Genomic DNA, 23259 nt, shown 5'->3' on the forward strand with positions numbered 1-23259 from the left:
AAGGTGGATGGATTGGGGAAAGTGCGGTCGTTCAAGTGGCCTGCTGCATTTTTTTCCAGAAATCCTGCGGCATGAGCACCGCGAGCCATTCATTCCGAAGCCGTTGCACTTCTGCGGAATAGCCAATTTCATTGTTTCGCTTCGCGTCGTCCTTCATCGCAAGCTCGAAGTGCTTGAATAAGGGTTCGCGAAGTTCCGGAAAACTGGAAACCGTGCAGGTCATTCCAATCACCGCCGTTCTCATGGCATCGACCTTGAGGTGCTGCTTGATAATTAAATCGGCCAAGACAGCGACCGTTTCCGTCATTGTCAGCAGGATATTTCTTTCCATCGTATTTCCATGATTGAAAGCTTGCGCCTTCAGGTGTGTCAGGTGTTGCGGGGCAGGCCTGGCTGAATGCTCAATGTTCATCCCTCTGCTCTGTATCGACGGCGCTTTTACTTATAATCCTTGAGCAGTATTGTTTTGATAAGATTATTCTTATTTTCGAGTGGCCAACTAGAGCGACGCCCAGCGGTCGCCCGGCCCGAGCGAGCCCCTGGGGAGAATATAACCAGGCGAGCTACCGTAGATAAATTGAATTATTGAATTTTGGTATAGCCATATTGAATAGGTATGACCAAATATCTATGAAATAATCGTTGCCAATCGAAACCACCGATGATTTGGCAATAAAAATGAGTTATCTAGCCGACACTACGGTTGCCCGATACGCAAACGCCGCTCGTGGCCGCACCGCGCACGATCCGTTCGCGCTTGCGAAACGCTCAATATCGGCGCGCAAGAAAGGTATTCCCCATTGGAGCGTCGCATTTTCGGTAGCCGGCGAGCACGACCTGGTGAATGTTGTCGTCTATGCGCACGATGAGCGCGCCGCCGTAAGCGCCGCAATCAAGGCGATGGCCGGCGCCGAACACACATTCTTATGGGCGTTCGAGACGCTGGACCGCGAAAAAGTGCAAGACCTTCTGTCTGCAGCCATGACCCGGGAAAGAAACGCCGCCAGAGGAAAGGACATGGCTGACGAAGCCCGGGCCCGCGTCGATGTTGCTCGCTTTCAGCGGGAATTGACCATTCTGGAACGCTCGAAAGTCGCCTGAGCCCTGGCAGTGTCCGGGCAAGCCGCTGACGCGCTGGCGGCGCCTATCCAATAATGTGTGGAGTATCGATTGCGGACCAATCTTCCCGTGACTCAGCTGGAATACGACTATGCTGACGATGCGACCCTCATGTCGACGACCGACACCGAGAGCCATATCACCTATGCCAACGCGGCGTTCATCCAGGTCAGCGGGTTTGACGAAGAAGAAATCTTGCTTCAGGCGCACAACATGGTGCGGCACCCCGATATGCCCGTGGAAGCCTTCGCCGATATGTGGAGAACACTGAAATCTGGCAAATCCTGGACTGCGGTCGTCAAGAATCGCCGCAAGAACGGCGATCACTATTGGGTCCGCGCCAACGCCACTCCGGTTGTCCGGGAAGGAAAGCTCGTCGGTTACATGTCGGTGCGCACCCGTCCGAAACGCGTGGAGGTCGAGGCGGCAGAAAAGTTCTACCGGGCGCTTGCCGCTGGAAAATCCAGAGGCCGCGGCTTTCATCAGGGCCTGATCGTCCGCAAGGGGCTGATGGGCTGGACATCCGTGCTGCAGACGATGCCTACTCGCTGGCGCATCCTGTGCGGACTGCTCGGGCTGTGCGCCTGGGGCGTGGGCGCGGCCGCCTGGTTGGGAATCTCAGGGACCACATTGGCCCAGCTTGCCGGCACGATGGCGATCGGGTGCGCCATGACGGCGCTGTGGCTGGGTCGCCAGATCTCGCGGCCCCTGGAGAAAATGCTGGCGCAAGCCCAAAGCGTGGCGTCAGGCCAGGCCGGAGAGAATATCGACATCAACCGTAGCGACGACATCGGCATGTTGATGAGATCCATCAATCAAGCCGGCTTGAACTTGCGTTCCCTCGTCGATGACGTGAGCGAGCAGATCGACGGGGTAGGGCGGGTCAGCGTGGAGATCTCCCAAGGCACCGAGGAATTGAACAAACGCACCGAGCAATCGACCGACAACCTGCAGCGGACCGCCGCCGCCATGGATCAGATGACGGCGAGCATCGGTCAGAACGCACAGGCCGCGCGCGAGGCCGAATCCCTGGCCATCGACGCGACAGATGCGGCGGCGAAGGGCGGCGCGGTGATCAAACGGGTGGTTGGCACGATGGCCGAGATCGCCTCGGCGAGTCACAAGATCAATGACATCATCGGCGTGATAGACAGCATCGCCTTCCAGACCAACATACTCGCGTTGAACGCCGCGGTGGAAGCGGCTCGGGCAGGCAAGGAAGGCAAGGGATTTGCCGTGGTCGCGGGCGAAGTGCGTTCGCTGGCGCAGCGCAGCGCAACCGCAGCCAAGGAAATCAAGGATCTGATCAATGCCAATGTGGCCAAGGTCGAGGCCGGCAGCGCGCTTGTCAACGAGGGCGGAGCAGCGGTGTCGGATATCGTGCTGCAAGTGGAGCGCGTCGCGCGACTGATCAAGGAGATCAGCCACGCGACAACCGAACAGGCACGGGGAATACAACAGGTCAATCACGCGATGACGCAGCTCGATCAAACGACGCAACAAAACGCGTTGCTGACGGAGCAGTCCATCGCGACAGCCGAGAATCTGCGGCGACGCAGCGGACGTCTGGCCCGAGCGGTCGAAGTGTTCTCACGCTGATCAGCATCCCGCGCGCCGCGCGGGCCCTCGGACGGCGCGCGCCTGTTGATCTTTGCATTGCAATTCCCGCCTGCCAGTCTTAAATTTCCTAGGCGCACTCCCGTCCCGGGCAATGTCCCTTGACTGCCCCTCGATCCGGACCCGCGCCTGTGCGCGCGTTTGTTTTCTGTCTCTGGTTTGCTGTATCCCTTTGTGGAGAGCATCGTGAAGAGAAGAACATTCCTGACCACAACCGGCGCCACCGCGGTCGCCGCCTTGTCCTCCCCGCCCGCTTTCTCCCAAGTCCCCCCGGCGCCCGGTCAACCCCTGGCCCCCGTCGATCTGGCGTCCGCAGCGGCGCGCGTGCGCGCGCAGTTTCTCAAGGATTTCGATCCCGCCTACATCGAGAACGTCATCATTCCTCACTTCCTGGTGAGCGTTTACCATGGCGAACGGCCGGTGTTGCCGATGATTGACGTAAGCCTGACCAAAGAAAATGCCTTGCCCAATGACCTGTGGGGATTGCTCAGCAAGACGTGGCGTCCCGCCCCGCAAGACGGCGTGACGGTGTTTCTTCAAGGATTGGAGAAGCGCGGCCCGGACAACCTGCGCAAGCGGATCTATATGTCCGCGGTTACTCCCGACCTTTATCGCAGCCAGTATGGCGATAAGGTCACGGCCTTCTTCGACAAGCTGCTGAGCCCGTCCAATGCAGGAAAGCCGTTGATGCGGCCTTATCTTGAAGGGTATTGGGATCTGTACTGGGATCTGCATTTAGGCGTGAAGAATGCGGATATTCCCCAGCGGGTGCGCCAGATAGGCGAAGCCTTCAATACCGTGCTCGCGTATCGCGACCCCACTCAGCGTATCGTCTACGAGAACTACATGACGGTGCGCTCGCACCTGGATTTCCTGAAATCGTGGATCGACCAGAAGCTGGCGGATATCTCATCGGGCAAGACGCCCAATCCCGAAAAAACCTTTGCCTGGTATTGGATGAAGAACGGCGAAGAGAGCGAGCACTTCAGCCACAAGGATGTGGTGTTCGAGTGCTTTCATAATTTCGTCGCTTTCAGCCAATGGGGAAATACGCTGTACAACGTCATGTTGAAGCTCGGGCGAGATACCGGAGACGCCGATACGAAGGCTTGGTTCAAGAAAACCATGGAAGGAAGCCACGACGCCGCCGCGGGGGCCGCATTCACCCCTCTGGAAAGATTCGTGATGGAGCTCTTTCGCACGATATCGCCCAATGGCGGGAGCATCTCCGCGCTGGAAGAGACTCGTCCTCCGCGCTTCGAACGCCATGGCTACATCGTCAGTCCGCACACCACCACCAGCAAGGACCCTGTTCAATGGAAGAACCCCGAGGCGTTTGACCCGTCCAGGTATGAGACCGCGCCAACCAGCAAAGACATCGATCAGGCCCGTATCGAGAAAATGGGCCTGGCTGCCTGTCCGTTCCACCCGACCTCGTTTGCCGTGAAAGACGGGCGCAAGGCCGAAATGCAGAACAGCGCCTTCGGGACGGTGTTCGGCGTCGCCGACGGCAAGGCCATGCCGGTATGCGACTATGCCGGTTTCGCGCCCTTCGGGTTCGGGTATCGGCGATGTCCGGGCGAGCAACTCACCATCCACGCGATCGAGGATTTCCTGCGCAAGATATGGAAAGAGAAGATCGAGTTCGTCAAACTCGACATCGTCAATCCGGAACCCTTGCCTATAGGTCCGACCACCGTGATCGGCGACAACGTGGGATTTGTCAGGGCAACCTGACCAGGGGCCGGATGCGCGCCTGCCTGTCATCGGAAGTGGCCCATGCGCCCATGGGCCACTTCCGATTCAAGGAAGGATGCGTACTGATTCGGCTTCGATTTCGGGCGGACGGCGCAAGCCGGTGTCGACCTCGCCGAGAACCTCGATCTTGGTCTTCTCAGTGACTGGCTGCTTGGGAAAATCGTCGTCGTCGATCTCCATGACGATTTCGCCGGTGCCGTCGGAAAACGTATACGTTTCCGATTTGATCTTGCTCAGCAAATGGCCCTGCACCCGCACCATTTGCCCATCAACGGGTTTGGCAAGAATTTCCGCCACGGTCGGCGTAGCCACTTGGGCGCCTTGTCCGGTGAACTGCGCGGATGCTGGCGCGGCGATAGCAGAGATGAGAATCAGCATGGCGCAATGCCATGCACGGACCCGTATGCTTGCAGTCATGGAAAACCTCCAGAATCAGGACGGACCATCAAACCGGCAGGCCTGAAACCTGCCGGATCTTTTTTCTGTTGAAGCGCGACAAGCAGCGGCTAACTCAAAAAGGTGACCATGCCGTTGCTCAAGTCGTACATCGATCCGACGATCTTGATCTTTCCTTGCTTCTCCAGATCGGCCAGGATCGGGCTGTTTTTCCGTATGGCGTCGATGGTGTGCTGCACATTGGTCTTCGCTACGGCATCGACGAATTCCGCGTTCTTTCCGTTGCGCTCCCCGGAGTACTTGGTTGCGGCGACCGCGGGTTTGATGATCTTGAGCAGCCCGGTCAGATTGCCCAATTCCACGTTGTCGATCGCGCCGGCTACCGCGCCGCAGGCGGTATGCCCCATGACGAGTACAACTTTTGCGCCCGCCGCCGCGCAGGCGAATTCCATGCTGCCCAATAAATCGCTGTTTGCGATGTTGCCCGCGACGCGGCCGTTGAACGTGTCGCCGATGCCCGTGTCCAGGACGATTTCGGCGGGAGCCCGCGAGTCGATGCAGCTCAGGATTACCGCGGCGGGAAACTGTCCCGCCGCGCTGGAGCGCTTCTGCGCCAGGTAATCGTGCTGTTGAGGTTTGCCGCTGCGAAAACGTTCATTTCCCTGTTTCATCATGTCGATGACCTGATCCGGGGTCATTGCGTCCCGCTGCGCTTGCGTAAGCGATGCGGCTTCGGCCCCGCGCGGCACGAGCGTCACGGTGGCCATCATCGCGGCCGTCCCCGCGCCAACCCCCGCCTTCAGCCATGTTCGCCGTCCCGGGTCTTGCGGGTGACCTGCCAGGCAACAATCTTTGATCGCTTCCATGAAGTATCCCCTATGTGCAACCCACCAGAGATAGTTCGCACGTCGCGGCTATCCATGCGTGAGCCGGCCATATATCGCCATGATTTATGGCGAGTACATTCTGTTCCTGTTTGTCGTGAGGGACAACGACTTTGCGCGCCGCAGGGCCGCGCAGGGCGGCCGCTTCCCCCTGTTTTTTGCAGGAAGAGGCGCCAGGCGGCCCTATTTTTTCTTGTTTTCCGTCCCAATGAGTGGCATAGTTTTTTCGCACGATAAGCCTGTCGCTTGGTGCGATCTGGCCAACGGATACGAAAGGTGGAACATGAGATACCTTTACATCGTATTAATTGTGTTACTAACGGCAATCGTACTTTCGTTCAAGATCCAGAACTTCGATTCGGTGACCCTGTCGCTCTGGACTTCCACCGTCACATTACCCGCCTCCGTATTGGTTATTGGCGTGTACATCCTGGGGATGTTCACGGGCGGTTTCTTGCTGAGCTTGCTGCGATCTGCATTTCGGGGCGCCGCGAACCGGCCCGCGCCATGAGCCAGCGCTGAACAGCGCCACGCGACGCGCAATCGGAAGCCGGATGACCACTGACGCCGCGACCCGCATGCCGCCAGATATTCGAGGAAGTTGACCGCAGATTTGCCGTTTGCCTGCGGTTTGGCTGCAGGCGCGAACGCGTACCCAGGAGCGATTTCGATGAAACAGCTATTCCTTGTCCTATCCGCGTGCCTGTTGGCGGGTTGCGCCGCCGGCACCAGCCAGAACGATCTCGCCAAGTACGGCACCCCTCCCAGCGACGAAGATCTCTACCAGTACATGTCGACGCTGCGCGATTCGATGCCGCCCACGCGCTACGTCAGCTATCGCGACAAGGGCTATGTGGAATCGGTCAAGAAGACTGTCTATACCGACGAGGCTGGCAAACCGGCATCCGGCTGGCAGTATGACTTCGAGGTCGCCGCCTACGACCAGGTCGGCGCGACGCCGCCGGAGTGGACCGCGCGCAGGGTCGTGTTCTTCAATGGCCGTCCGATCGGCGGGTTCGACGAGAACGGGAATTTCAGGCGCGGCGGCGCGCAGGGCCAGGGCCAGTCTCAGCCCACGCCCGCGCCCACCCAGCTCCGATAAGCCCGGATTCATCCACGTCATTCTGCCGTACCGGAGAACGCATCATGCATAAGCATCAACAGGCAGGGCAGCGGGGCAACCTGAACGTCATCGCCGTGGCAATCGTCCTTGGCCTGACCGCGATGGTTTCGGGCTGCGCCAATCATTCAGCCTCGTCGCGCGTCTATACCTTCGATCAGGCGCAACGCGCCCAGACGGTGCTCCTGGGATACGTCGTCGGCGTGCGGCCGGTGACCATCCAGGCCAGCCAGACGTCGGGCTTCGGCGCCATCGCCGGCGGCGCGCTGGGCGCCGTGGCAGGCAACGCCGTGGGCGGGGGATCGGGCCGGCGGATCACAACCGTTGGCGGCGCGGTGGGCGGGGCGATGGCCGGCAATGCCGTCGAGAACGCCAGCGCCCGCAGGCAGGGCCTGGAAATTACCATTCGCCTGGATGGAGGCGAGACGCGCGTCATTACTCAGGAGGCGGATGTGCCGATTTTCGCAGGCCAGCGCGTGCAGGTCGTCACGCAAGGCGGCGTGAGCCGGGTTGCCGGCATCTGACGCCGCTGCGCCTTCAGGGATAGACGATCGTCACGATGGCCTCGGCTTCCACGTGTCCGCCCGTGATTTGCGAGGGCGACACGCCGGGATTCGCGACGTACTGGGCGGTGAAGGGGGCAGCAACGCTGACGCCCGCGGTGCTTCCCGCGGACAACTCCACATAGTTGGCGCCTGCCGCCGCCCCGGTCGGGGCCGGCCCAAAATTGATGGGCGTGGTTTGATTGTCGTAATAGATGCGGATGCCGACCTGGTTTCTGCTGGAACTTGACGCGTTCTGGGCCAATGTCTGGCCGGTGTTTCCCTGATTCGAGCTGTCGGTAAAGTACACGCGGAACCTGGCGTTCTTATCGCAATTTGTCGCGTTGATCGCGAAGGGCTTTTCGCTCATTGCGCCAGCTTCCCGCGCTGATTGGTTTGCTGCAACCATGCTGGCGCCGACGGGGTTGAGCCGGACGCTCTGATTCAGCGTCTCGGTGGTGAAGGCGCAAGTCGGGCTGGCGGGTGGGGGCAGGACAGGGGGAGGGCTGCCAGGCAGCGAAACCACGGGGTTCGCTATCGGCCGCAGGTTGCACGACAACCCCGACGGATCCGAACTGAAAGTAATGCCTACGCTGGTCAAGCCGTCGACCATTCCCAGGGTGCCGCCGTTGTAGGCGGCAGCGTTGATCACCACCAATTCAAACCTGAAACTCAAGGCCGCGGCATAGATGCCTGCGGTCATTGCCTGCATTGAGAGTAGCGATCCCGCCGGGCGTACGATGCCGTCCCCGGCCATGCCCAGGACGCCGCCGGGCGTGACGGAACCGATCACGTAGGTGACGCGCAGCCCAAGGCCTGGAATTGTGGGCAGGACCGTGGCGCGCTGAGCCTGGTCAAAGGAAAAATTGTTCGGGAACGAGCCTTGCGCGTAGAGCGTGTCGGTGCCGACCACGGTGAATCCGAGATTCAAGGTGGCCTGTTGCCTTGCAACGACGTCCCCGTTCTTGAGCGCGGCCGCAGGCGGTATCACCACCCATTTTTCCATCACGTTCCAGGCCCCCTGGGAGCAATTCTGAACCGTGGCTTCGGCGCTCAGCGAGAACATGGCCAACGCGGCAACGGATGCGTACGCGCAGGTTCGCGCCAGGGAACGGCAACGAAAATGGATCAGGCGGGAAATGGCTTTCATGAGCTTCATCGCTTGCGGAATTTTGCTGAGATCTAAGCGGCGTTGCATTGCAATTTGACGCGCAGGTAGTTTTCGTCCTTGGCCTTCGGGGGCAGGGCGTAGTTGGCCTGGCACTGCTGTTTTTCCCAGCGCATGGTCAATGCGCCGCGCTCTTGCTGAAGCAGCACCAGCGCGCGGCCAGTCGGGTCGGAGATGCCCAGGTTCTCGCCGGACGCACTTTCCAGTAAGGTGCCAAACGGCAGGGGCGCCCCATCCGCCGACGACAACTGGAACTGCACGCGACGGCCCGTGACTCCCTTGAAAGTCACCAGCGCCGCCGCGCCGCGGCGGGGCACCACTTGCTGCAAGGCGTTGTCGAGCTCGACGTCGCCGCCCAGTTCGCGGGTGTCAAGCCCGACCCAGTTGGTGCGATAGGGCGTGGCGTAGGGCAGGACCGCGTACCCGTTATGGCCGGTGGTGGCGCCGGCGTAATTGTCCAGCTTGACACCCGACACGCGCGGGTCGACCTTGACCAGGGCAAAGGTTTCTCCCACCTGTTGACCCAGATTGACACCCCCGGCGTGTGCGACCACGGACCCATATGCGCTGAAATTGGCGGATTGCTGGCCCGGGCCTGCACTCACGCCGCCGCCCAGATTCGCCACCGGGGTGTTGGCGTTCAATGCGGCCGAGGCGGAGTTGCCGCCGTTGCCATCGCGGCCGGCTTGCACCGAGTAGGCAAAATCGCGGTCGCCGCTGAAGTTTCCATAGACTCCGGTCTGCACGCTGGATCCGCCGTTGCCCTGATGGCTGGCGCTTACCATGGCCCTGGGCGCCGTCGGCGATTTCCCCAGTGGGAATGACATCGTCAGCGATACGATCGTGCTGTCCTGGCGTTCGCTCCTGTCGCCATTGCGGTGCACGGTTTCGAGATTGCGGGCGTAAGACACGCCCAGGTTGTAGGAAACGTTGCGCCAATTGTTGCTGTAACCTGCCGTCACGCTTTGAGAGTTGCCGCTGTTCCAATAACGCTGGTCGCTGCCGCTGAGGTACAGGCTCCCATACCTGGCGTTCTTGCCCAGTTGCTGGGTGAGCGATACGTCCAGGCGCGTACGCGCCTGGGAATACGAGACGCTATCGCTCATGTCCTGCACGTGCTCGGGCAAACCGCGGTAGCCCGGGCTGAAGTAGCGGCTGGTGCTCACACTCAGGTTGGTGGCGGTGGGCTCCAGGAATTTCCCATAGAGCAGGCGCACGCCATTGCCCGTGTTGGCGGCATCGCCGACACGGCTATTCGTATGGGTGGCATCCGCGGAGAGGGCGCCTGCGCGGGTATTCACGCCAGCCCCGACGGTGAACGCCTGGTAGCCTTGCGTCGATTGAAAGCCGCCCACGACAGTCAGGCTGTCGGTCAGGCCGTACAGCAGCGATCCGCTCGCAAACGCCGGCGTTTTCAGGCGAGCATAATTGCTGCGGAACTGGCCGATTGCCGCGCTGTGCACCAGGCGCCCTTCGCGCACCATCAGGGGAGGGCTGGAAAACGCCTGGCGGCTGACGCGGCGCCGGCCGTCGGCCTCGATGATCGTGATCTCCAGGTCGCCGTTCGAGCCTGACGGCGAGAGATCGGTAATTTCGAACGGGCCTGGGGAGACATTGGCGGTGTAGATCAGGAAGTTGTTCTGACGGATTTCCACTGTTGCGTTGGTTTCCGCGGTGCCTCTCACCACGGGCGCGTAGCCGCGCTCGCTGTCCGGGCGCATGCCCTCATCGGAGGCGAGCTGCATGCCGCGGAAGCGAAAACTGTCATAGATCGGAGAGTTGGTGAACGTGTCGCCGGCCCAGAACTGGCTCTTGATCGCCGTCACATCGTGCTGCGCATAGGTGTTGTTGCTGGCGAACGAGGTCGTGTATTGGCTGCCGGCGTTCAGGTTCGAGTCGTTGCGGAAACGCCAGCCGCCCACATTCAAGCCATTCCGAAGCCCCAGGTTCGCATAGTTCGTATTGAACTGCCGGTTGCGATCATAGCGGTTGTTCAGGCTGTAGTTGACGAAAGCCACCGGCACGCCGGCGTCCCAGGCCGACGGGTCCACATAGCCCTGTTGGCCGCGGTTCATGGACGCTTGCGGCACGCTCAAATCAAGACGCAGGCGCTGCGCGTCGTAAGTCGCGGTTGCCTGGTCGATCAGGGCCGGCAGGGCATGGCAGGCGAGCGAAGGCCCGGCTTTCGGCTTGGCGGCGGAGTGAAGCTTGGCCATGTCGACGCCAACCTGCTCAAGGAGCTCGAGCGGCAGGCAGGGCTCAACATCCCCGGAGGCGGGATTCATTACCAGCTCGATGTCGCGTCGGCCGCTCAGGGAACGATTGATGTAGATATCCGAACGATAGGTGCCGGGGAGGGCATTGTTGTTCCCCAGGAGCGATTTCACGTCCACCGTCTTGCCTGCGCCTTGCAGCAGGGCCAGGTTGTATTGCTTCGGCTTTGCAGGCGCAAGCGCCGCGACTTGCGCCGGCGCGGGGTCGGCCGTGGGGGGCGTCGGTGCGTCGTCCGCGCGCGCCGCCGCCGCCAGCGACAAGGCGCACAGGCCGAGGGCAAACCGGACATTTTTACCTGCGGAAAACGGGCGCGCGGGTTCACCGCCAGCCAGGCAGTGCTGGATACCTTGAGTAGTGATCATTAAGGCTGTCTACAGATGGATGCAGCACCGCGCGCACGAAAGAAGACGGCCCCGAGGACTCAGGGCACGAAAAACAAACGTATCGATCGGAGGAGGCCGCCTTGGCTTCCAGGGTGCTATTAAGACTTCATTTCGCGCGGGAGGGGCTGCGCGTGGGCGAGGGCATTGCCATTGAGCTGGGCAGCGTATGCGTCCTTGCCGCCGTAGTCGTTAATGCTCTCGAACTTCAATGTGGCAGCTGCGGCGGGATTGAATCTCGTGACGGGAAGGTAGGCGGTCTCGCCGGGCGCGACCATGGTCGAGTCCTTTACGAGTTCCGTCTTTCCGGCGGCGCTTAGCGTGATTGCACCCATTGATACGTGATACTTCCCATCGTTCGTCACCTGCAGCGCGGCCTTTCCGTTTTTGGCCGCCAGTTGCCATTGCAACGCTTCGGGCGCCTTCATCGGGTCGCCGGCCAGCCCAGCGGGCCTGAAGAAAATCTTGATGCGCTGGCGGATGGCAACCTGCAGCACATTGTCGGCATTCGCGGATTCCGGAACTTCCTGGACGTTGAGCCAGAACACGGACTCTCTGTCGACGGGCATCTTGTTGCCGCCCGCGTAGATAATGCGCAGAAGCTGCTGCTGATTCGCGCCCAGTTTCGCGAGCGGCGGCGTCACGACAAAGGGAACTTCGCCGCCGTTGCTGGCGTCGCGCTCATCGATCCACGATTGGACCAGGATGTCGCCGCCCGCATTGCGGACAGCAACAGAGGCTTCCTTATACTTGCCGTCGAATATCACTCGCGTGCGGCTTAGCGAAATGGCGGCATCGGCGTAGGTATGCAGCAGCATGACCGAGCCAGCCAACAAGGCGGTGATTGTCTTGCGTAGGATCATGTGCAAATGCACTCCGACAAATCAGGCGCCACCGGACGTGGCCTAGGCAGGCCAGCGTCCGGCGAGCTCATGGGAATCGCGATTTATTCGTACGACAGCACGTAGTTCACGGTGCCGTTCGCGGTGCCGGGAGTGACAGCCGCCGCAGCCACGCCCGCTTTGCGGGTGTAGTAAGCCAGCAGGCTGACCGTGACTTTGCCGTTGCTATCCAGTCCGGCCGGGATGGTGTTGGTTCCGGCAGTGAAATCGATGATGCTGCCGTCGGTTGCCTTGGTCAGCATGATCTGCGCGCCCGTCGCCAGGCCGGAGACGCCAACGCCCTTGCCGCTGGCAATGGCGGGAGTCAGCGCCAACGTCACTTGAGTGCCGGTGGCGCATTGCAGCGTCAGCTCGACCGGGATGGGCATGGAGGGAAGATTGGTGGAGGAGGTGGCGGGAGCGTCTTCCGTACCGAGCGAAAGATTCGATACCGAGCCCATGTCGTAGTTGAATACGCCGCGGCTGGCCATGCCCGAGCCGGCGACCGTGCATGCGTCAGCGTTGATGTCGCCGGTAAAGTTGATTTTGCCCTGTGCGCCTACGGTAGGGGCTGCTTGCGCGGCCGCCGACAGAACCAAGGCGGAAAGAAGCGCCGTGCTCAGAGAAAGTGTCTTCATTTTCAGAAAAAAGGATCCGCATAGAGAACTCGGTACGTGCGGGTATCCTGCACGCGCCAAGTTACGTTCAATATGTGCGTTAGTACGCACATGGCGGCATTCTGAGCGCTGCGGTGTGCCGAAGATATAAGAAATTTACTAAAATCCAGGCCCTTGAAATCGGCGTCAAGTGGTTGATAAAAAACAAAAAAAGGATGCGCAGGAGACCCATGGTGTAGTCCTGTGCCGCGCCTGAAAACGGGGCGGGTGCATTATTTGATCGCGGCGGAAATTAATCAGCTTTTTGTGAGATGCCGGAAGGTTCCGGAGCAAGGACACGGGGCCGAAAAGCATCTCTCCGTTCCATGACTGATATACGCATAATGTGTATTATGTAAAGTTATAGTTAGGCTTGACGAAGGGTACGCCCCGCCGTTTTCGGTTAGCGCGATTTTCCAACTTCAATGAATCAACAGCGCCGGGGCTCCGGAGACTTTTTTTGCCGTGCGCGAAAAAATTCCATCGTTATCAATGACATGGGGATCAATCCTAAAGTCTGACCTGAGATTCGGCTGCGTCGGCAGTCAATCCCCGATGAGCGCTTAACACCCGCTGATCGTCACGCTTGGCGAAACTCGGCGCGCTTTGCTGGTCCCCAGCGGGGTGTGTTCGCAGACTCCCCGCTTCAGCTGCCCGGCGCCCTAACCCTCGCCGGCGGGGCGCCGAGCCCCTTCCAAGTAAAAGCTCAAAGACGCGCTGTCGCTTATCGCTTATCGCTTCTGCGTCGCGACTGTGGCAGCGTTTTCTCGCCCACTCGTGCATTTGATTCAATATGTTGCCGCAATATTCTCCATGTGTTTAAATGTGTGCGAAATGTAAAATAAACACGTTTAGTAACTTTTAGGGCGGAGAAGCGATGAAGTGGGCTGTTGTTTTAGGCTTGACGGTTGCACTGGCGGGTTGTGCAAATCCTCAAGCGCGGAAAGACTTTTCACGTGACTTAGGCGCGGGCAACCTGCCCGCAGCAACTAGCAGCGCGGTCCAGGCAGCCGGTCCATTGGATGGCGAACCGAATAATTTGCCCTGGGCGCTGGAAGCTGGCGCCCTGCTACGCCAAAGCGGCCTGCCCGAGCGTTCCACCCAGATGCTGGACGGCGCCGAAAACCTGATGAAGGACGACGATACGCGCAACGTGGCCGCCAGTGCCGGTAATCACGCGCTATCAGTCGTGGTCAATGACAACGTGTTGCCCTACGCGCCTGCCGTATACGACACGGTCATGCTAAATACCTATAAGGCCCTGAATTTCTGGCAAATCGGCGACTACGCCAACGCACGGGTTGAATGGAACCGCACCGACGATCGTCAACGGCGCGCCGTTGAGCACTTTGAGGCGGAAATCACCAAGCAACGTGATGAAATCAAAGAAGGCGAAAACGCTGAGCTTGTGGGCCGCAGCCTCTCCAGTTCGGATGAAGCCCTGCGCAGCGCTGGCGTTGACGTTTCCCAATGGAAGCCCTATGCCGGCTACGTGAATCCGGCTGCCATTTACCTGCATGGCTTGTACTTCCTGTTCAACGGCGAAGGACAGGCCGATGCCGACAAGGCACGCAGCAGCCTGGAGCGGGCCTACGCACTGACGAAGAACACGCAGATCAAGATCGACATGGCCGCAGCCAAGAGCAAGCGCACCGCGCTCAAGCCGGCGGTATGGGTCGTGTTCGAGAACGGCACGGCCGCGCACAAGGAAGAGCTGCGGATCGATCTGCCGCTGTTTCTGGTAAGCGGCAACGTCAAATACACGGGTATCGCCTTGCCCGTGATGCGCGACGGGACACCGGCCTATCCGCACCTGACCGTGGGGCGTCAGCAAACGCAGATGCTGGCGGATATGGACTCAATTATCCGCGGAGAGTTCAAAACCCGTTTCAACGCCATCCTGATCAAGGAAGTGGTGCGCGCCACGGCCAAGACCGTGCTGCAGAAGCAGATAAACGACTCCAACCCCTTGCTGGGCACGCTGACTGCCGTGGCGCAAGCGGCATCGACGCAGGCCGATCTGCGTTCATGGTCGACTTTGCCGCACAACTTCCAGCTCATGGCTGTGCCCTACCCTGAATCGCGCCAACTGGCGCTCGGTTTCCCGGGCCACGAAGACATCGTGGTCGATCTGCCCAAGGAAAAGCGGCCGGTGGTCGTGTACGTGCGGGCACTAAACGCCGCGATGCAGCCCCGTGTCGACATCCTCGCTTCCAAATAACGATACTCAAGGAACAACATGCGCTTGAAGCTTTCCCTTTCCGCCGCCGTACTGGCCGTAACGCTGGCGGGCTGCGCCCCCACGACCCAATACGTCGACAAGAAGAACGACAACGTCGCGGTGATGGGCCTGGACTATAAGGATTTCGAAACGGCGGCCAACAAGATGGTCAACGACATGCTGAACTCGCCGCTGATGGTGCACCCCAAGGCTGGCCAGGGCGGGCGCTTCGTGGTTGCCATGTCCAACGTCACGAACGACACGGCGCAGCGTATCGATACCGATCAGTTGACGAAGAAGATTCGGGTGAGCCTGCTCAATTCCGGTCGCTTCGTCATCACGACGGCGGTAGGCCTGAATGGCCCCGAGGACGCCATGACTGCCAAGTCGCGCAGCTTGAAAAATTCCAAAATGATGAATCAAGCCACGGTAAAGAAGGACGGCCGCGTCGTCGCTCCCGATTTTTCGCTGTCCGGCAAGATCATGCAGCGCAATAACCGTGTCGACAGCCGGATGCAGCAGGTTGACTACTACTTCCAGTTGACACTCACCAACCTCGATAACGGCCTGGCTTACTGGGAAGGTGAAGAGGCCATCATCAAGCGTGGCGACAACCGCACCGTGACCTGGTAACGGTCATGCACAAATGGGCCGCCTGCTTGCGGCAGGCGGGCTTTTTTTTCGAAAGCGGATTCATATGAAGAAGTGGATGTTGTGCGCGGCGCTGCTTTGCGCCGCCCAGTCGGCGATCGCCGAAGATGTCACGGTGCCCGCGGTGGGGTACGGCGATACGTTCGAGCAGGCGGTCGAATCGGCGCTGGGCAATGCAATCAAACAGGTTAATGGCGCCGCGGTGGCCACGCGCTCGTCCAGTCCAAAAGCCTATGTGCAGGTCAAGAAGGAGGCCGAAGGCCAGGCTTCGGCCGAACTGGACGCCAAGCGCGGCGAACAGAACACACAGAGCGGCCTGATCAAGGACACCGTCACGGACAACCAGCAAAGCTTGAGCGCCAGCGCATCGGCACAGGCCCAGACGTCCAGCAAGACGACGGTTGAAGCCGGCGTAGGCAGCACAAATGACGTGCGTGCCCAGGGCAAGGTAAAAGGCTACTCGGTCCTCAAACAGGAATGCGGAGGCAGCAAAGGCTGCACGGTCGAACTGTCGGTGACGATCGAAAAATTTGAATATAAGGAAAAGTCGCCCAAGCTGGACCGCGATAGCATCGCCGTCGTTGCGACCGGCAAGCTGCGCGGCAGCGCCCTGGCGGCCGATTTGCGCCAATCTGTCACGGACAGGCTCGTCAAGAGCGGACGGTTTACCGTGCTGGACCGCAACAACGATTCGGCATTCGAAAAAGAAAACGACTTTCTTGCCAGCGATAATGTGTCCGACCAGCAGCGCGCCAGGCTCGGGCAGGCTGCCGGCGCGGATTTCCTGCTGATCATCGATCTCACCCAGGCCAGCGTATCGACTCGTGTCCAGGAAAACAATGTGGAACTGACCGGGGAGACTTCCCGCGAGGTCTCGCACTCCACTCGGGCTTCGGTGCGCTATACGCTGGTCGAGGCGGCAACCCGCGCGGTGAAGTGGTCGGACTCGGCGTCGTTCGCCTCGGGTGGCAACAAAATCAGCGCAGCCATGGACCAGTTCCAGGGCAAGATGGTCGGCGATATTATCGAGATTGTGAACCCGGCCAAGGTGGTCGCCGTGCAGAACGGCCGCGTGATCATCAACCGCGGCATGGGCAGCGTGGCCGAAGGTCAGGTTTACGACATCTACGCCACCGGCGAAGAACTGGTTGATCCGGACACAGGCGAAAAACTCGGTTCGGCCGAGGAAAAGGTCGCTTCGATCAAGATCGGTGAGATAAAGAGCAAAGTGGCCTATGGCGCCGTGGTGTCGGGTCAGCTGGAATCGATCGCCAAAGGCTCGATAGCGCGGATGGCTGCACCGCCGGCGGCGCCCGCCAAGAAAGCGCCGCCCAAGCGCGCCGCGCCGGCCCAATCCGACCAGAAGGTCGATCCCGCGGGTGGCGTCATCCTCTGATCTGGTTGCCCGCCGGCCGGCGCCCTCAAGGCCGTGGCATGAACCAAAACCATGCCGCGGCCCCAGCGCTCACCCACAACGCCACGATCAGCAGTGCGCCGGCCATGCTGCGGGGGTTTGAGCCGGCCGAATCCATCCAGGCCTCTGCCTGGCCCCTGCCGCTGGCAAGAACGTCCGGCGGCAAGAGTCTGATGGCCAGGTAGATCAAGCCTGGCAGCAACAGGACGTCATCAACGTACCCTAGTACAGGTATGAAGTCGGGGATCAAATCGATTGGGCTTAGCGCATAGGCAACCACGAACACACCCACCGCCTTTGCATACCAAGGCGTCCGAGGGTTCTTACCCGCAAACCAGAGGGTCAAGCCATCTCGCTTGACGCGCTGGGCCCAGGCCTTCAGCCGCTTACTGATGTTCATGACAACTGTTGTGGCTCGGGGGGAATGGAGTCAACCCAATTCTAGAATGATTCGCCAGCGGTCGCTGCTCAGCGTCCCGGCCTTGGCCAACGCCCTACAGCGATCAAAAGCTGACGGCCAGGCCCACTGAGAACCCCGACACGTTTGTCCCGAACACGTAGCGGCCCACCAGCCGCGTGCGCGTGATGATCACGTCGTAGGCGCTGGAGTCCAGTTCCAGGCCGGCCCCCACCGATGTCAGCCGGTCAAAGCCCAGAATGCCTCGCTGGTCTCCGAGGAACTCGGAATGCGTCAGTTCGAGCACGTAGCGCAATGGCCTTTGCAGCATGGTCATTCCGGTCGGCGCGCGATAGCGGGCCCACAGGTTGGCGGACTGCGCGGTGGCATTGCCCTGCACCGCAGCCGAGCTGTCGAAACTCTTGAGCCGGATATCGGAGTACCGAAGCTCCACGTCCACCTCGTAGCCCGGCCGATAGTGCTCGTAGTCCAGCATCAGCGATCCGCCCAGGCCATAGGCGTTCAGCGAACCACGATCCAGAAAGTCGATGTCCCTGCCCGTTCGCTGCCCTACGTACCAGCTGGCCGCCCGCAAGTCGCTTGTGACATTGCCCAATGCGACGTTCAGGATGGGGCGCAGTTTCAGTTCGTCCGTCAGCTTGAAGTCCCAGCCGATCCCGCCGGTTGCCGACACGCTGTTCCATTTGGTCGGAATACTGCGGGTCTCTGTGCCCTGGGTAGCGACGAACGTCGGATCGTACCGGCTGCCGGCCAACACGCCCTCCAGGTATATCGGCACGGAATCGGAAATCGTGTCTCCTCCCCCAAGCTGCGTCATGAAGAAATCGGTCGACCCCGTGGTGGAGCCGCCTCCGCCGCTTATGGACAACGAACTGGTCGTGATGTCCGGAACAATGGAAAGGGACATCAGCGCCAGGACGCCATTGGCGCGCTTCTGCAGGTCGTCCTGGTTCAGCCTGACCGTGGGCTGCGCCGCGGCTTGCGTTGCGGCGGCGCACGCCAGCGCCGCAATCAGCCGCGTCGGCAACCACCTAACGTGCCGTCCCTGCCCTGCCCGTTCATCCCGCATGCCGTTTTCTCCTTCGGTGCCCGCAAGCCTCTCCTTGAACCCGCGACCCGCGCTATTGCCGCGCGGCTGGCGGTTCCATCGATTGGCGCTGCGCCATGAGCAGCGCGTCGCTCTGGTCGATGCGTATGGCGCCGATCCGTGGAAACTCGAAATCGATGATGATGTAAAGCGCCGCCGTCATGACGACCGCATAGACGATCTGGTGAAACAGGGTGTCCCGTTTCGACTCGGCCAGATTCAAGCCGATCAGGCAAGCGCAGACCAGGGCCAGGAATCCCAGGAAAAGATACGTCGCCAGCGGTGGATGGACCTTCTGCGCGACGGTCTGGGCCGTTGCGACGTCGAACATGTCGTTGACAGCGGCGACGTATGACACGGCGAACGGCGGAGCCACATGCCGGGCGGCCTGCATGGACGACGACCAGATCTCTTGCTGGATGGCGCCTGCCTTTGCCGCGATGGCTTCGCGCTGGTCCAGGTCCGCCACATGGCGGTAATAGCTGATCCGCTCGTCCACATAACGCCGGAACTGGTCGCGCAATTGCGGTTGGCTGTCGGGGCTGAGCATGTCTATGCGCAGCCAGGCGGTCCCTATCGCGTTCACTTCCTCCACCAGCAGGCCCCGCCGGTCCGCCATTCGTTGCGCGGCGCCCGAAAAGGTAAAGGCGATCAGCAAGCCTAGCAGCGCGAATACGGACGCTTCGATGGCCGCGGATCCAGCCTTGCCCTTGTCATCCCCGCTTGCGCGGCTGCCCAGATAGCGCCCGACGCGGATCGCCGCCAGCAAAAGAAAGAAGAAGCCCGCGGCCAGTCCGGCGAGAACAAGTGAATAGTTCACAGCAGCTATCCTGAGATCGATCTTCGTTTATCGGAGACGCCGGACCGCGAGCCTGTCCTTGCCAGGAGAAGGCTACCGTCAAATATCAGGCAATATGCCTTGGCGGGGAAGCGCTTGGAGCCTGTTCGCGCGCTTCTTGTTGTCGAGCCGCAACAGCGTGTGCCGCACGGCAACCCACGGACACAAACGTCTGCGATACCCTAATCGTTCGTGCGTCCAGAGTTCCCATCCAAACCGAGTCGTTTCACCATCCACCCGATGGGATCACCGCTCTGACGCGTCCCACAATGCCCTCACAGGACGGGCTCCCAAGCTATCACTTCAGTTGCCTTGCTTTTTCTGGCGTACGCCGTTCCGGCGTCGGTCTATCTCATCATGGAGAGTAGTCGTTATGAAGCTCATTTCCAGCGTGAATACCTTCTCATCGCCTCGAAACACACGAGCCCGGTCCGCCAGAATCAGGACAGCCGAACACATGGCAACCTGCGCCATTGCGACCGCCCTGGCCCTGGCGCTGGCGGCTCCAGCATGGTCGGCGCAAGCGCCCAAGCCCGCGGAAGCCGCCACGAAGGAAGCGAATGCCGCGCTCTTGAAAGCGCTTCCGTTCTCCGACAAGACTTCGTTCGAGCTGGCCCACAAGGGTTTCATTGCGCCCTTGCCGGCAGCAATGATCAAGGGCGCCGAAGGGAACCTGGTATGGGATCCGGGCAAGTATGACTTCATCAAGGAAGGTTCGGACGCGCCAGACACCGTCAATCCCAGCCTGTGGCGCCAGTCGCAGCTTTTGAATATATCGGGGCTGTTTCAGGTAACGGACGGAATCTACCAGGTGCGCAACCTGGACCTGTCCAATATGACCATCGTCGAAGGCAAGGAAGGCCTGACGATCATGGACCCGCTGGTTTCCACCGAAACGGCCAAGGCGGCGCTGGATCTCTATTACCAGCACCGCCCCAAGAAGCCGGTGGTCGCGGTGATCTATACCCACAGCCACGTGGACCACTACGGCGGTGTACGGGGTGTGGTGGACGAGGCCGACGTGAAGGCCGGCAAGGTCAAGATTTATGCGCCGCTTGGCTTCCTGGAACACGCCGTGGCCGAAAACGTGATGGCCGGCACGGCGATGAGCCGCCGCGCCAGCTACATGTATGGCAACCTCCTGCCCCCCAGCCCCACCGGGCAGGTTGGCGCCGGGCTGGGGACCACCACGTCGGCGGGCACCGTGACCTTGATCCCGCCCACGGACATCATTGAAAAGACCGGCGAAACGCGCACCATCGACGGACTGACGTACGAATTCCTGTATGCGCCCGGCAGCGAAGCCCCCGCCGAGATGCTGTACTACATCAAGGAAAAAAAGGCGCTCAATACGGCGGAAGACTCCACCCACACCCTGCATAACACCTATTCGCTGCGGGGCGCGAAGATCCGCGACCCGCTGGCATGGTCCAAGTACCTGAACGAGGCGCTGGCGTTGTGGGGGGATGATGTCGAAGTCATGTACGCGATGCACCACTGGCCGGTCTGGGGCAAAAAGGAAGTCCAGGAGCAATTGAGCCTGCAGCGCGACATGTACCGGTACATCAACGACGAGACCTTGCGCCTCGCCAACATGGGCTACAACAAGGAAGAGATCGCGGAGCAGGTCAAGCTGCCCAAGGCGATCGCCACCAAGTTCTCGAACCGGGGCTACTACGGCTCGGTCAACCATAACGTCCGCGCCACGTATGTGCTCTACCTGGGATGGTTCAATGGCAACCCCGCCACCCTGCACACGCTGCCGATCGAGCAAGGCGCCAAGCGCTATGTGGACATGATGGGCGGCACGGAAGCCTTGCTGAAGAAGGCGCGCGAGTACTACGCCAAAGGGGATTACCGCTGGGTGGCCGAGGTGGTCAATTATGCGGTGTTCGCGGATCCGGAAAACCAGGATGCCCGCAGCTTGCAGGCCGACGCCCTGGAGCAGATGGGCTACCAGGCGGAAAGCGGCCCGTGGCGCAATTTCTATCTGACGGGCGCCAAGGAACTGCGTGAAGGTGTCAAGAAGCTGCCCGTGCCCGATACCGCCAGTCCCGACACGATCCGCGCCATGACGTTGGACATGCTGTTCGACTATTTTGCGGTCCGCCTGAACCGCGAAAAGGCCGAGGGCAAGCACGTCGTGCTGAACGTGGATTTCACTGACACCAAGCAGCAGTACACGCTGGAGATGGTGAACAGCGTGCTCAACCACACGGAAGGCAAACAGGCCAAGGAGCCCAGCGCCAGTGTCACGCTGACCCGGAACACGCTCAACGACATCATGCTGAAGCAAACCACCCTCAAGGACGCGCTGGCCAAGGGAGATGTCAAGATCACCGGCGACCAGTCCAAGCTCAACGACGTCTTCGGCTCGCTTGACGACTTCGAGTTCTGGTTCAACATCGTGACGCCGTAAAAGGCGGCTCCCACGACGAAACGCGCCGGCGCAGGTGTGCGCCGGCGCCTATCCATGCAGCGCTATAGCGCCGCCGCCCGCGCGGCCAGCTTCCGGTTGCCTGCACTGGCGGGCTTCAATGCCATGCGTTCGGCGGTCAGCACCTTGGCCAGGGCGCGAGCGTTATCGCGCAAGGCCGCCTCCACCATGGTCAGCGCCAGCACATCGCGCTGGGCGTGGCTGCCGCCGAAGCGATGGGCGATCAGGCGCAGGTCCCGCAGAAGATCCACGGCCAACGCATAATCCCCGCGCATGAAGGCCATCAGCGCGTGCGCCGCGGGCAGGCCGACGTCGCGGGTCATCATCGCATTGGTGCCGCCGCCCTCCGCCGCCGCTTCCATGGACTCGATCAATTGCTGCGTGGCCGCGCCATCGCCCGCGCCCAGGTAGGCCATCAGGGCATGCACATCATTGAACGCGTAATACCCCGCGCCACCGCGCTCCCGCCAAACATCGGCCAGTTGGCGCCAGCGCGGCCCCACGTCCACGCCGCGCAGCAGCAGGCGCCACAGCATGGCGGAGGCATCGACCAGGTCCAGGACCTGCCCGGTGGACGATTCGCGCAGCCGGTTGTCGTACAGATCCAGAACCTCGGCGATCTCGTCGCGGTCCAGGTGGAACAGCGCCAGGTGCCACCAGTTGTGGATGGACAGCATATTGTCGGCGGACCAGTCCTCATGGCGTCCCTTCAGCCATGCGATGCCCTCCTCTACCCGCCCCTGCATTTCCAGGACATGGGCCACCGCGTGCACCGCCCAGGGATCTCGGGCGTTCAGTTCCAGCGCGCGCCGGCCCTGGGCCTCGGCCTGCGCGTACAGGTTGGTTTCCTCCAGGCCGAAGGCATGCATGCCCAGCACGTAGCCATAGCCCGGCATCTGGCTGTCCCAGGCCGGAAGAATGCCAGCCACGCGGTCGCGCAGCATGGCCGAGCGGCCCAGCAGGAAGTCGCCGATATGGCCCACCTGCAGCGCCAGGGTGTCATGCGGGTACGCGATGAGAATGTCGGCATAGCGCCGCAAGGCAACCGAGAATTCGCCATCGAGCCAGGCGCGCGCTGCGGCGGCGTGGCGCCGTTCGCGCTCGTTGGCGATGTCGCGCAGGCTTTCGGCGGCCTCCACGCTTTCGCGCAGCAGCGGTTCGACGCACTTGTCGCTGGCCGTGATCATCATCCCGGCTCGCAGCACATGGCCCATGACGAACATGGGGTCGTCGGCCAGCGCCTGGTCGATGATCCCCACCGGATCGCCGTAATAACCATGGAACAGGGTTTGCGCCCGTTCGTAGGCGTCCAGGGATGCCTGCTCATCAGTGGAAACGGGATTGCCCCGCACATCGCTCAGCGCCATGGTGGTCTCCGGCGGTGCCGCCCTGCGGCGG

21 protein-coding genes are annotated in these 23259 nt (G+C 61.0%); 10 read left to right on the forward strand and 11 right to left on the reverse strand.

Annotated features, from left to right (window positions below; genetic code table 11):
- Positions 1-31: 31 nt before the first annotated feature.
- Positions 32-412, reverse strand: a complete 381-nt coding sequence (locus tag ACFWP0_RS03540; protein ID WP_377839726.1) for a hypothetical protein — start codon at positions 410-412, stop codon at positions 32-34.
- Between the two features lie 230 nt (positions 413-642).
- On the opposite strand from ACFWP0_RS03540, the gene ACFWP0_RS03545 reads away from it, so the two are divergent.
- From ACFWP0_RS03545 to ACFWP0_RS03555, 3 genes are all read left to right on the forward strand, one after another.
- The gene (locus tag ACFWP0_RS03545; protein ID WP_377839727.1) at positions 643-1101 is read left to right on the forward strand and encodes a hypothetical protein; all 459 of its coding nucleotides are present in this window, start codon (positions 643-645) and stop codon (positions 1099-1101) included.
- 69 nt (positions 1102-1170) lie between these two features.
- On the forward strand, positions 1171-2718 hold the full coding sequence (locus ACFWP0_RS03550) for a methyl-accepting chemotaxis protein (RefSeq protein WP_377839729.1): 1548 nt from the start codon (positions 1171-1173) through the stop codon (positions 2716-2718).
- A gap of 204 nt (positions 2719-2922) precedes the next feature.
- Positions 2923-4473, forward strand: a complete 1551-nt coding sequence (locus ACFWP0_RS03555; RefSeq protein ID WP_377839730.1) for a hypothetical protein — start codon at positions 2923-2925, stop codon at positions 4471-4473.
- Between the two features lie 66 nt (positions 4474-4539).
- Here the strand turns inward: ACFWP0_RS03555 and ACFWP0_RS03560 are convergent, their stop codons facing one another.
- Together ACFWP0_RS03560 and ACFWP0_RS03565 are read right to left on the reverse strand one after the other, a co-directional pair.
- Complete coding sequence (locus ACFWP0_RS03560; RefSeq protein WP_377839731.1) at positions 4540-4872, reverse strand: YgiW/YdeI family stress tolerance OB fold protein; 333 nt, start codon at positions 4870-4872, stop codon at positions 4540-4542.
- 128 nt (positions 4873-5000) lie between these two features.
- The gene (locus tag ACFWP0_RS03565; protein ID WP_377839732.1) at positions 5001-5756 is read right to left on the reverse strand and encodes a carbonic anhydrase; all 756 of its coding nucleotides are present in this window, start codon (positions 5754-5756) and stop codon (positions 5001-5003) included.
- Between the two features lie 58 nt (positions 5757-5814).
- Between ACFWP0_RS03565 and ACFWP0_RS03570 the strand changes: the two genes are divergently transcribed.
- The 3 genes from ACFWP0_RS03570 to ACFWP0_RS03580 all read left to right on the forward strand — a co-directional run bounded on the left by ACFWP0_RS03570 (position 5815) and on the right by ACFWP0_RS03580 (position 7418).
- Entirely contained in the window at positions 5815-6285 is a 471-nt protein-coding gene (locus ACFWP0_RS03570) for a hypothetical protein (protein ID WP_377839733.1), read from the forward strand.
- A gap of 159 nt (positions 6286-6444) precedes the next feature.
- A complete protein-coding gene (locus ACFWP0_RS03575; RefSeq protein ID WP_377839734.1) occupies positions 6445-6876 on the forward strand; it encodes a hypothetical protein in 432 nt (143 codons plus the stop codon).
- A 44-nt stretch (positions 6877-6920) separates the two neighbouring features.
- Positions 6921-7418: a glycine zipper 2TM domain-containing protein gene (locus tag ACFWP0_RS03580; protein ID WP_377839736.1), complete on the forward strand. Its 498-nt coding sequence runs from the start codon at positions 6921-6923 to the stop codon at positions 7416-7418.
- Positions 7419-7431: 13 nt separating this feature from the next.
- Here ACFWP0_RS03580 and ACFWP0_RS03585 read toward each other — a convergent pair whose 3' ends face one another.
- The 4 genes from ACFWP0_RS03585 to ACFWP0_RS03600 form a co-directional block, all read right to left on the reverse strand.
- Entirely contained in the window at positions 7432-8586 is a 1155-nt protein-coding gene (locus tag ACFWP0_RS03585; RefSeq protein ID WP_377839737.1) for a fimbrial protein, read from the reverse strand.
- A 32-nt stretch (positions 8587-8618) separates the two neighbouring features.
- Positions 8619-11240 carry a fimbria/pilus outer membrane usher protein gene (locus ACFWP0_RS03590; protein WP_377839739.1) on the reverse strand — a complete coding sequence of 874 codons (2622 nt, stop codon included), beginning with the start codon at positions 11238-11240 and terminating at the stop codon, positions 8619-8621.
- A gap of 119 nt (positions 11241-11359) precedes the next feature.
- Positions 11360-12121 (reverse strand): molecular chaperone, encoded by a 762-nt coding sequence (locus tag ACFWP0_RS03595; RefSeq protein ID WP_377839740.1) that lies wholly within the window; start codon positions 12119-12121, stop codon positions 11360-11362.
- An 83-nt stretch (positions 12122-12204) separates the two neighbouring features.
- Positions 12205-12777, reverse strand: coding sequence for a fimbrial protein (locus ACFWP0_RS03600; RefSeq protein WP_377839742.1), 573 nt, complete (start codon positions 12775-12777; stop codon positions 12205-12207).
- Positions 12778-13672: 895 nt separating this feature from the next.
- Between ACFWP0_RS03600 and ACFWP0_RS03605 the strand changes: the two genes are divergently transcribed.
- Genes ACFWP0_RS03605 through ACFWP0_RS03615 form a run of 3 tightly spaced genes read left to right on the forward strand, consistent with a single transcriptional unit; the run spans position 13673 to position 17063 of the window.
- Positions 13673-15016, forward strand: coding sequence for a COG3014 family protein (locus tag ACFWP0_RS03605; protein ID WP_377839744.1), 1344 nt, complete (start codon positions 13673-13675; stop codon positions 15014-15016).
- A gap of 18 nt (positions 15017-15034) precedes the next feature.
- Complete coding sequence (gene lpoB, locus ACFWP0_RS03610; RefSeq protein ID WP_377839745.1) at positions 15035-15649, forward strand: penicillin-binding protein activator LpoB; 615 nt, start codon at positions 15035-15037, stop codon at positions 15647-15649.
- A 13-nt stretch (positions 15650-15662) separates the two neighbouring features.
- Positions 15663-17063 (forward strand): CsgG/HfaB family protein, encoded by a 1401-nt coding sequence (locus ACFWP0_RS03615; RefSeq protein WP_377839746.1) that lies wholly within the window; start codon positions 15663-15665, stop codon positions 17061-17063.
- A 25-nt stretch (positions 17064-17088) separates the two neighbouring features.
- On the opposite strand, the gene ACFWP0_RS03620 is transcribed toward ACFWP0_RS03615, so the two are convergent.
- The 3 genes from ACFWP0_RS03620 to ACFWP0_RS03630 all read right to left on the reverse strand — a co-directional run bounded on the left by ACFWP0_RS03620 (position 17089) and on the right by ACFWP0_RS03630 (position 19406).
- Positions 17089-17481, reverse strand: coding sequence for a YkvA family protein (locus ACFWP0_RS03620; protein ID WP_377839748.1), 393 nt, complete (start codon positions 17479-17481; stop codon positions 17089-17091).
- A gap of 103 nt (positions 17482-17584) precedes the next feature.
- On the reverse strand, positions 17585-18568 hold the full coding sequence (locus ACFWP0_RS03625; RefSeq protein ID WP_377839749.1) for a hypothetical protein: 984 nt from the start codon (positions 18566-18568) through the stop codon (positions 17585-17587).
- 52 nt (positions 18569-18620) lie between these two features.
- A complete protein-coding gene (locus ACFWP0_RS03630; protein WP_377839751.1) occupies positions 18621-19406 on the reverse strand; it encodes a hypothetical protein in 786 nt (261 codons plus the stop codon).
- Between the two features lie 475 nt (positions 19407-19881).
- Here ACFWP0_RS03630 and ACFWP0_RS03635 point away from each other — a divergent pair, with 475 nt between their 5' ends.
- Complete coding sequence (locus tag ACFWP0_RS03635) at positions 19882-21843, forward strand: alkyl/aryl-sulfatase (RefSeq protein ID WP_377839752.1); 1962 nt, start codon at positions 19882-19884, stop codon at positions 21841-21843.
- 62 nt (positions 21844-21905) lie between these two features.
- Here the strand turns inward: ACFWP0_RS03635 and ACFWP0_RS03640 are convergent, their stop codons facing one another.
- On the reverse strand, positions 21906-23228 hold the full coding sequence (locus ACFWP0_RS03640; RefSeq protein ID WP_377839753.1) for a tetratricopeptide repeat protein: 1323 nt from the start codon (positions 23226-23228) through the stop codon (positions 21906-21908).
- Between the last annotated feature and the right edge of the window lie 31 nt (positions 23229-23259).

Origin of the sequence: Achromobacter sp. NPDC058515 (assembly GCF_042721735.1) — a bacterium.
Classification (GTDB): domain Bacteria; phylum Pseudomonadota; class Gammaproteobacteria; order Burkholderiales; family Burkholderiaceae_B; genus Achromobacter.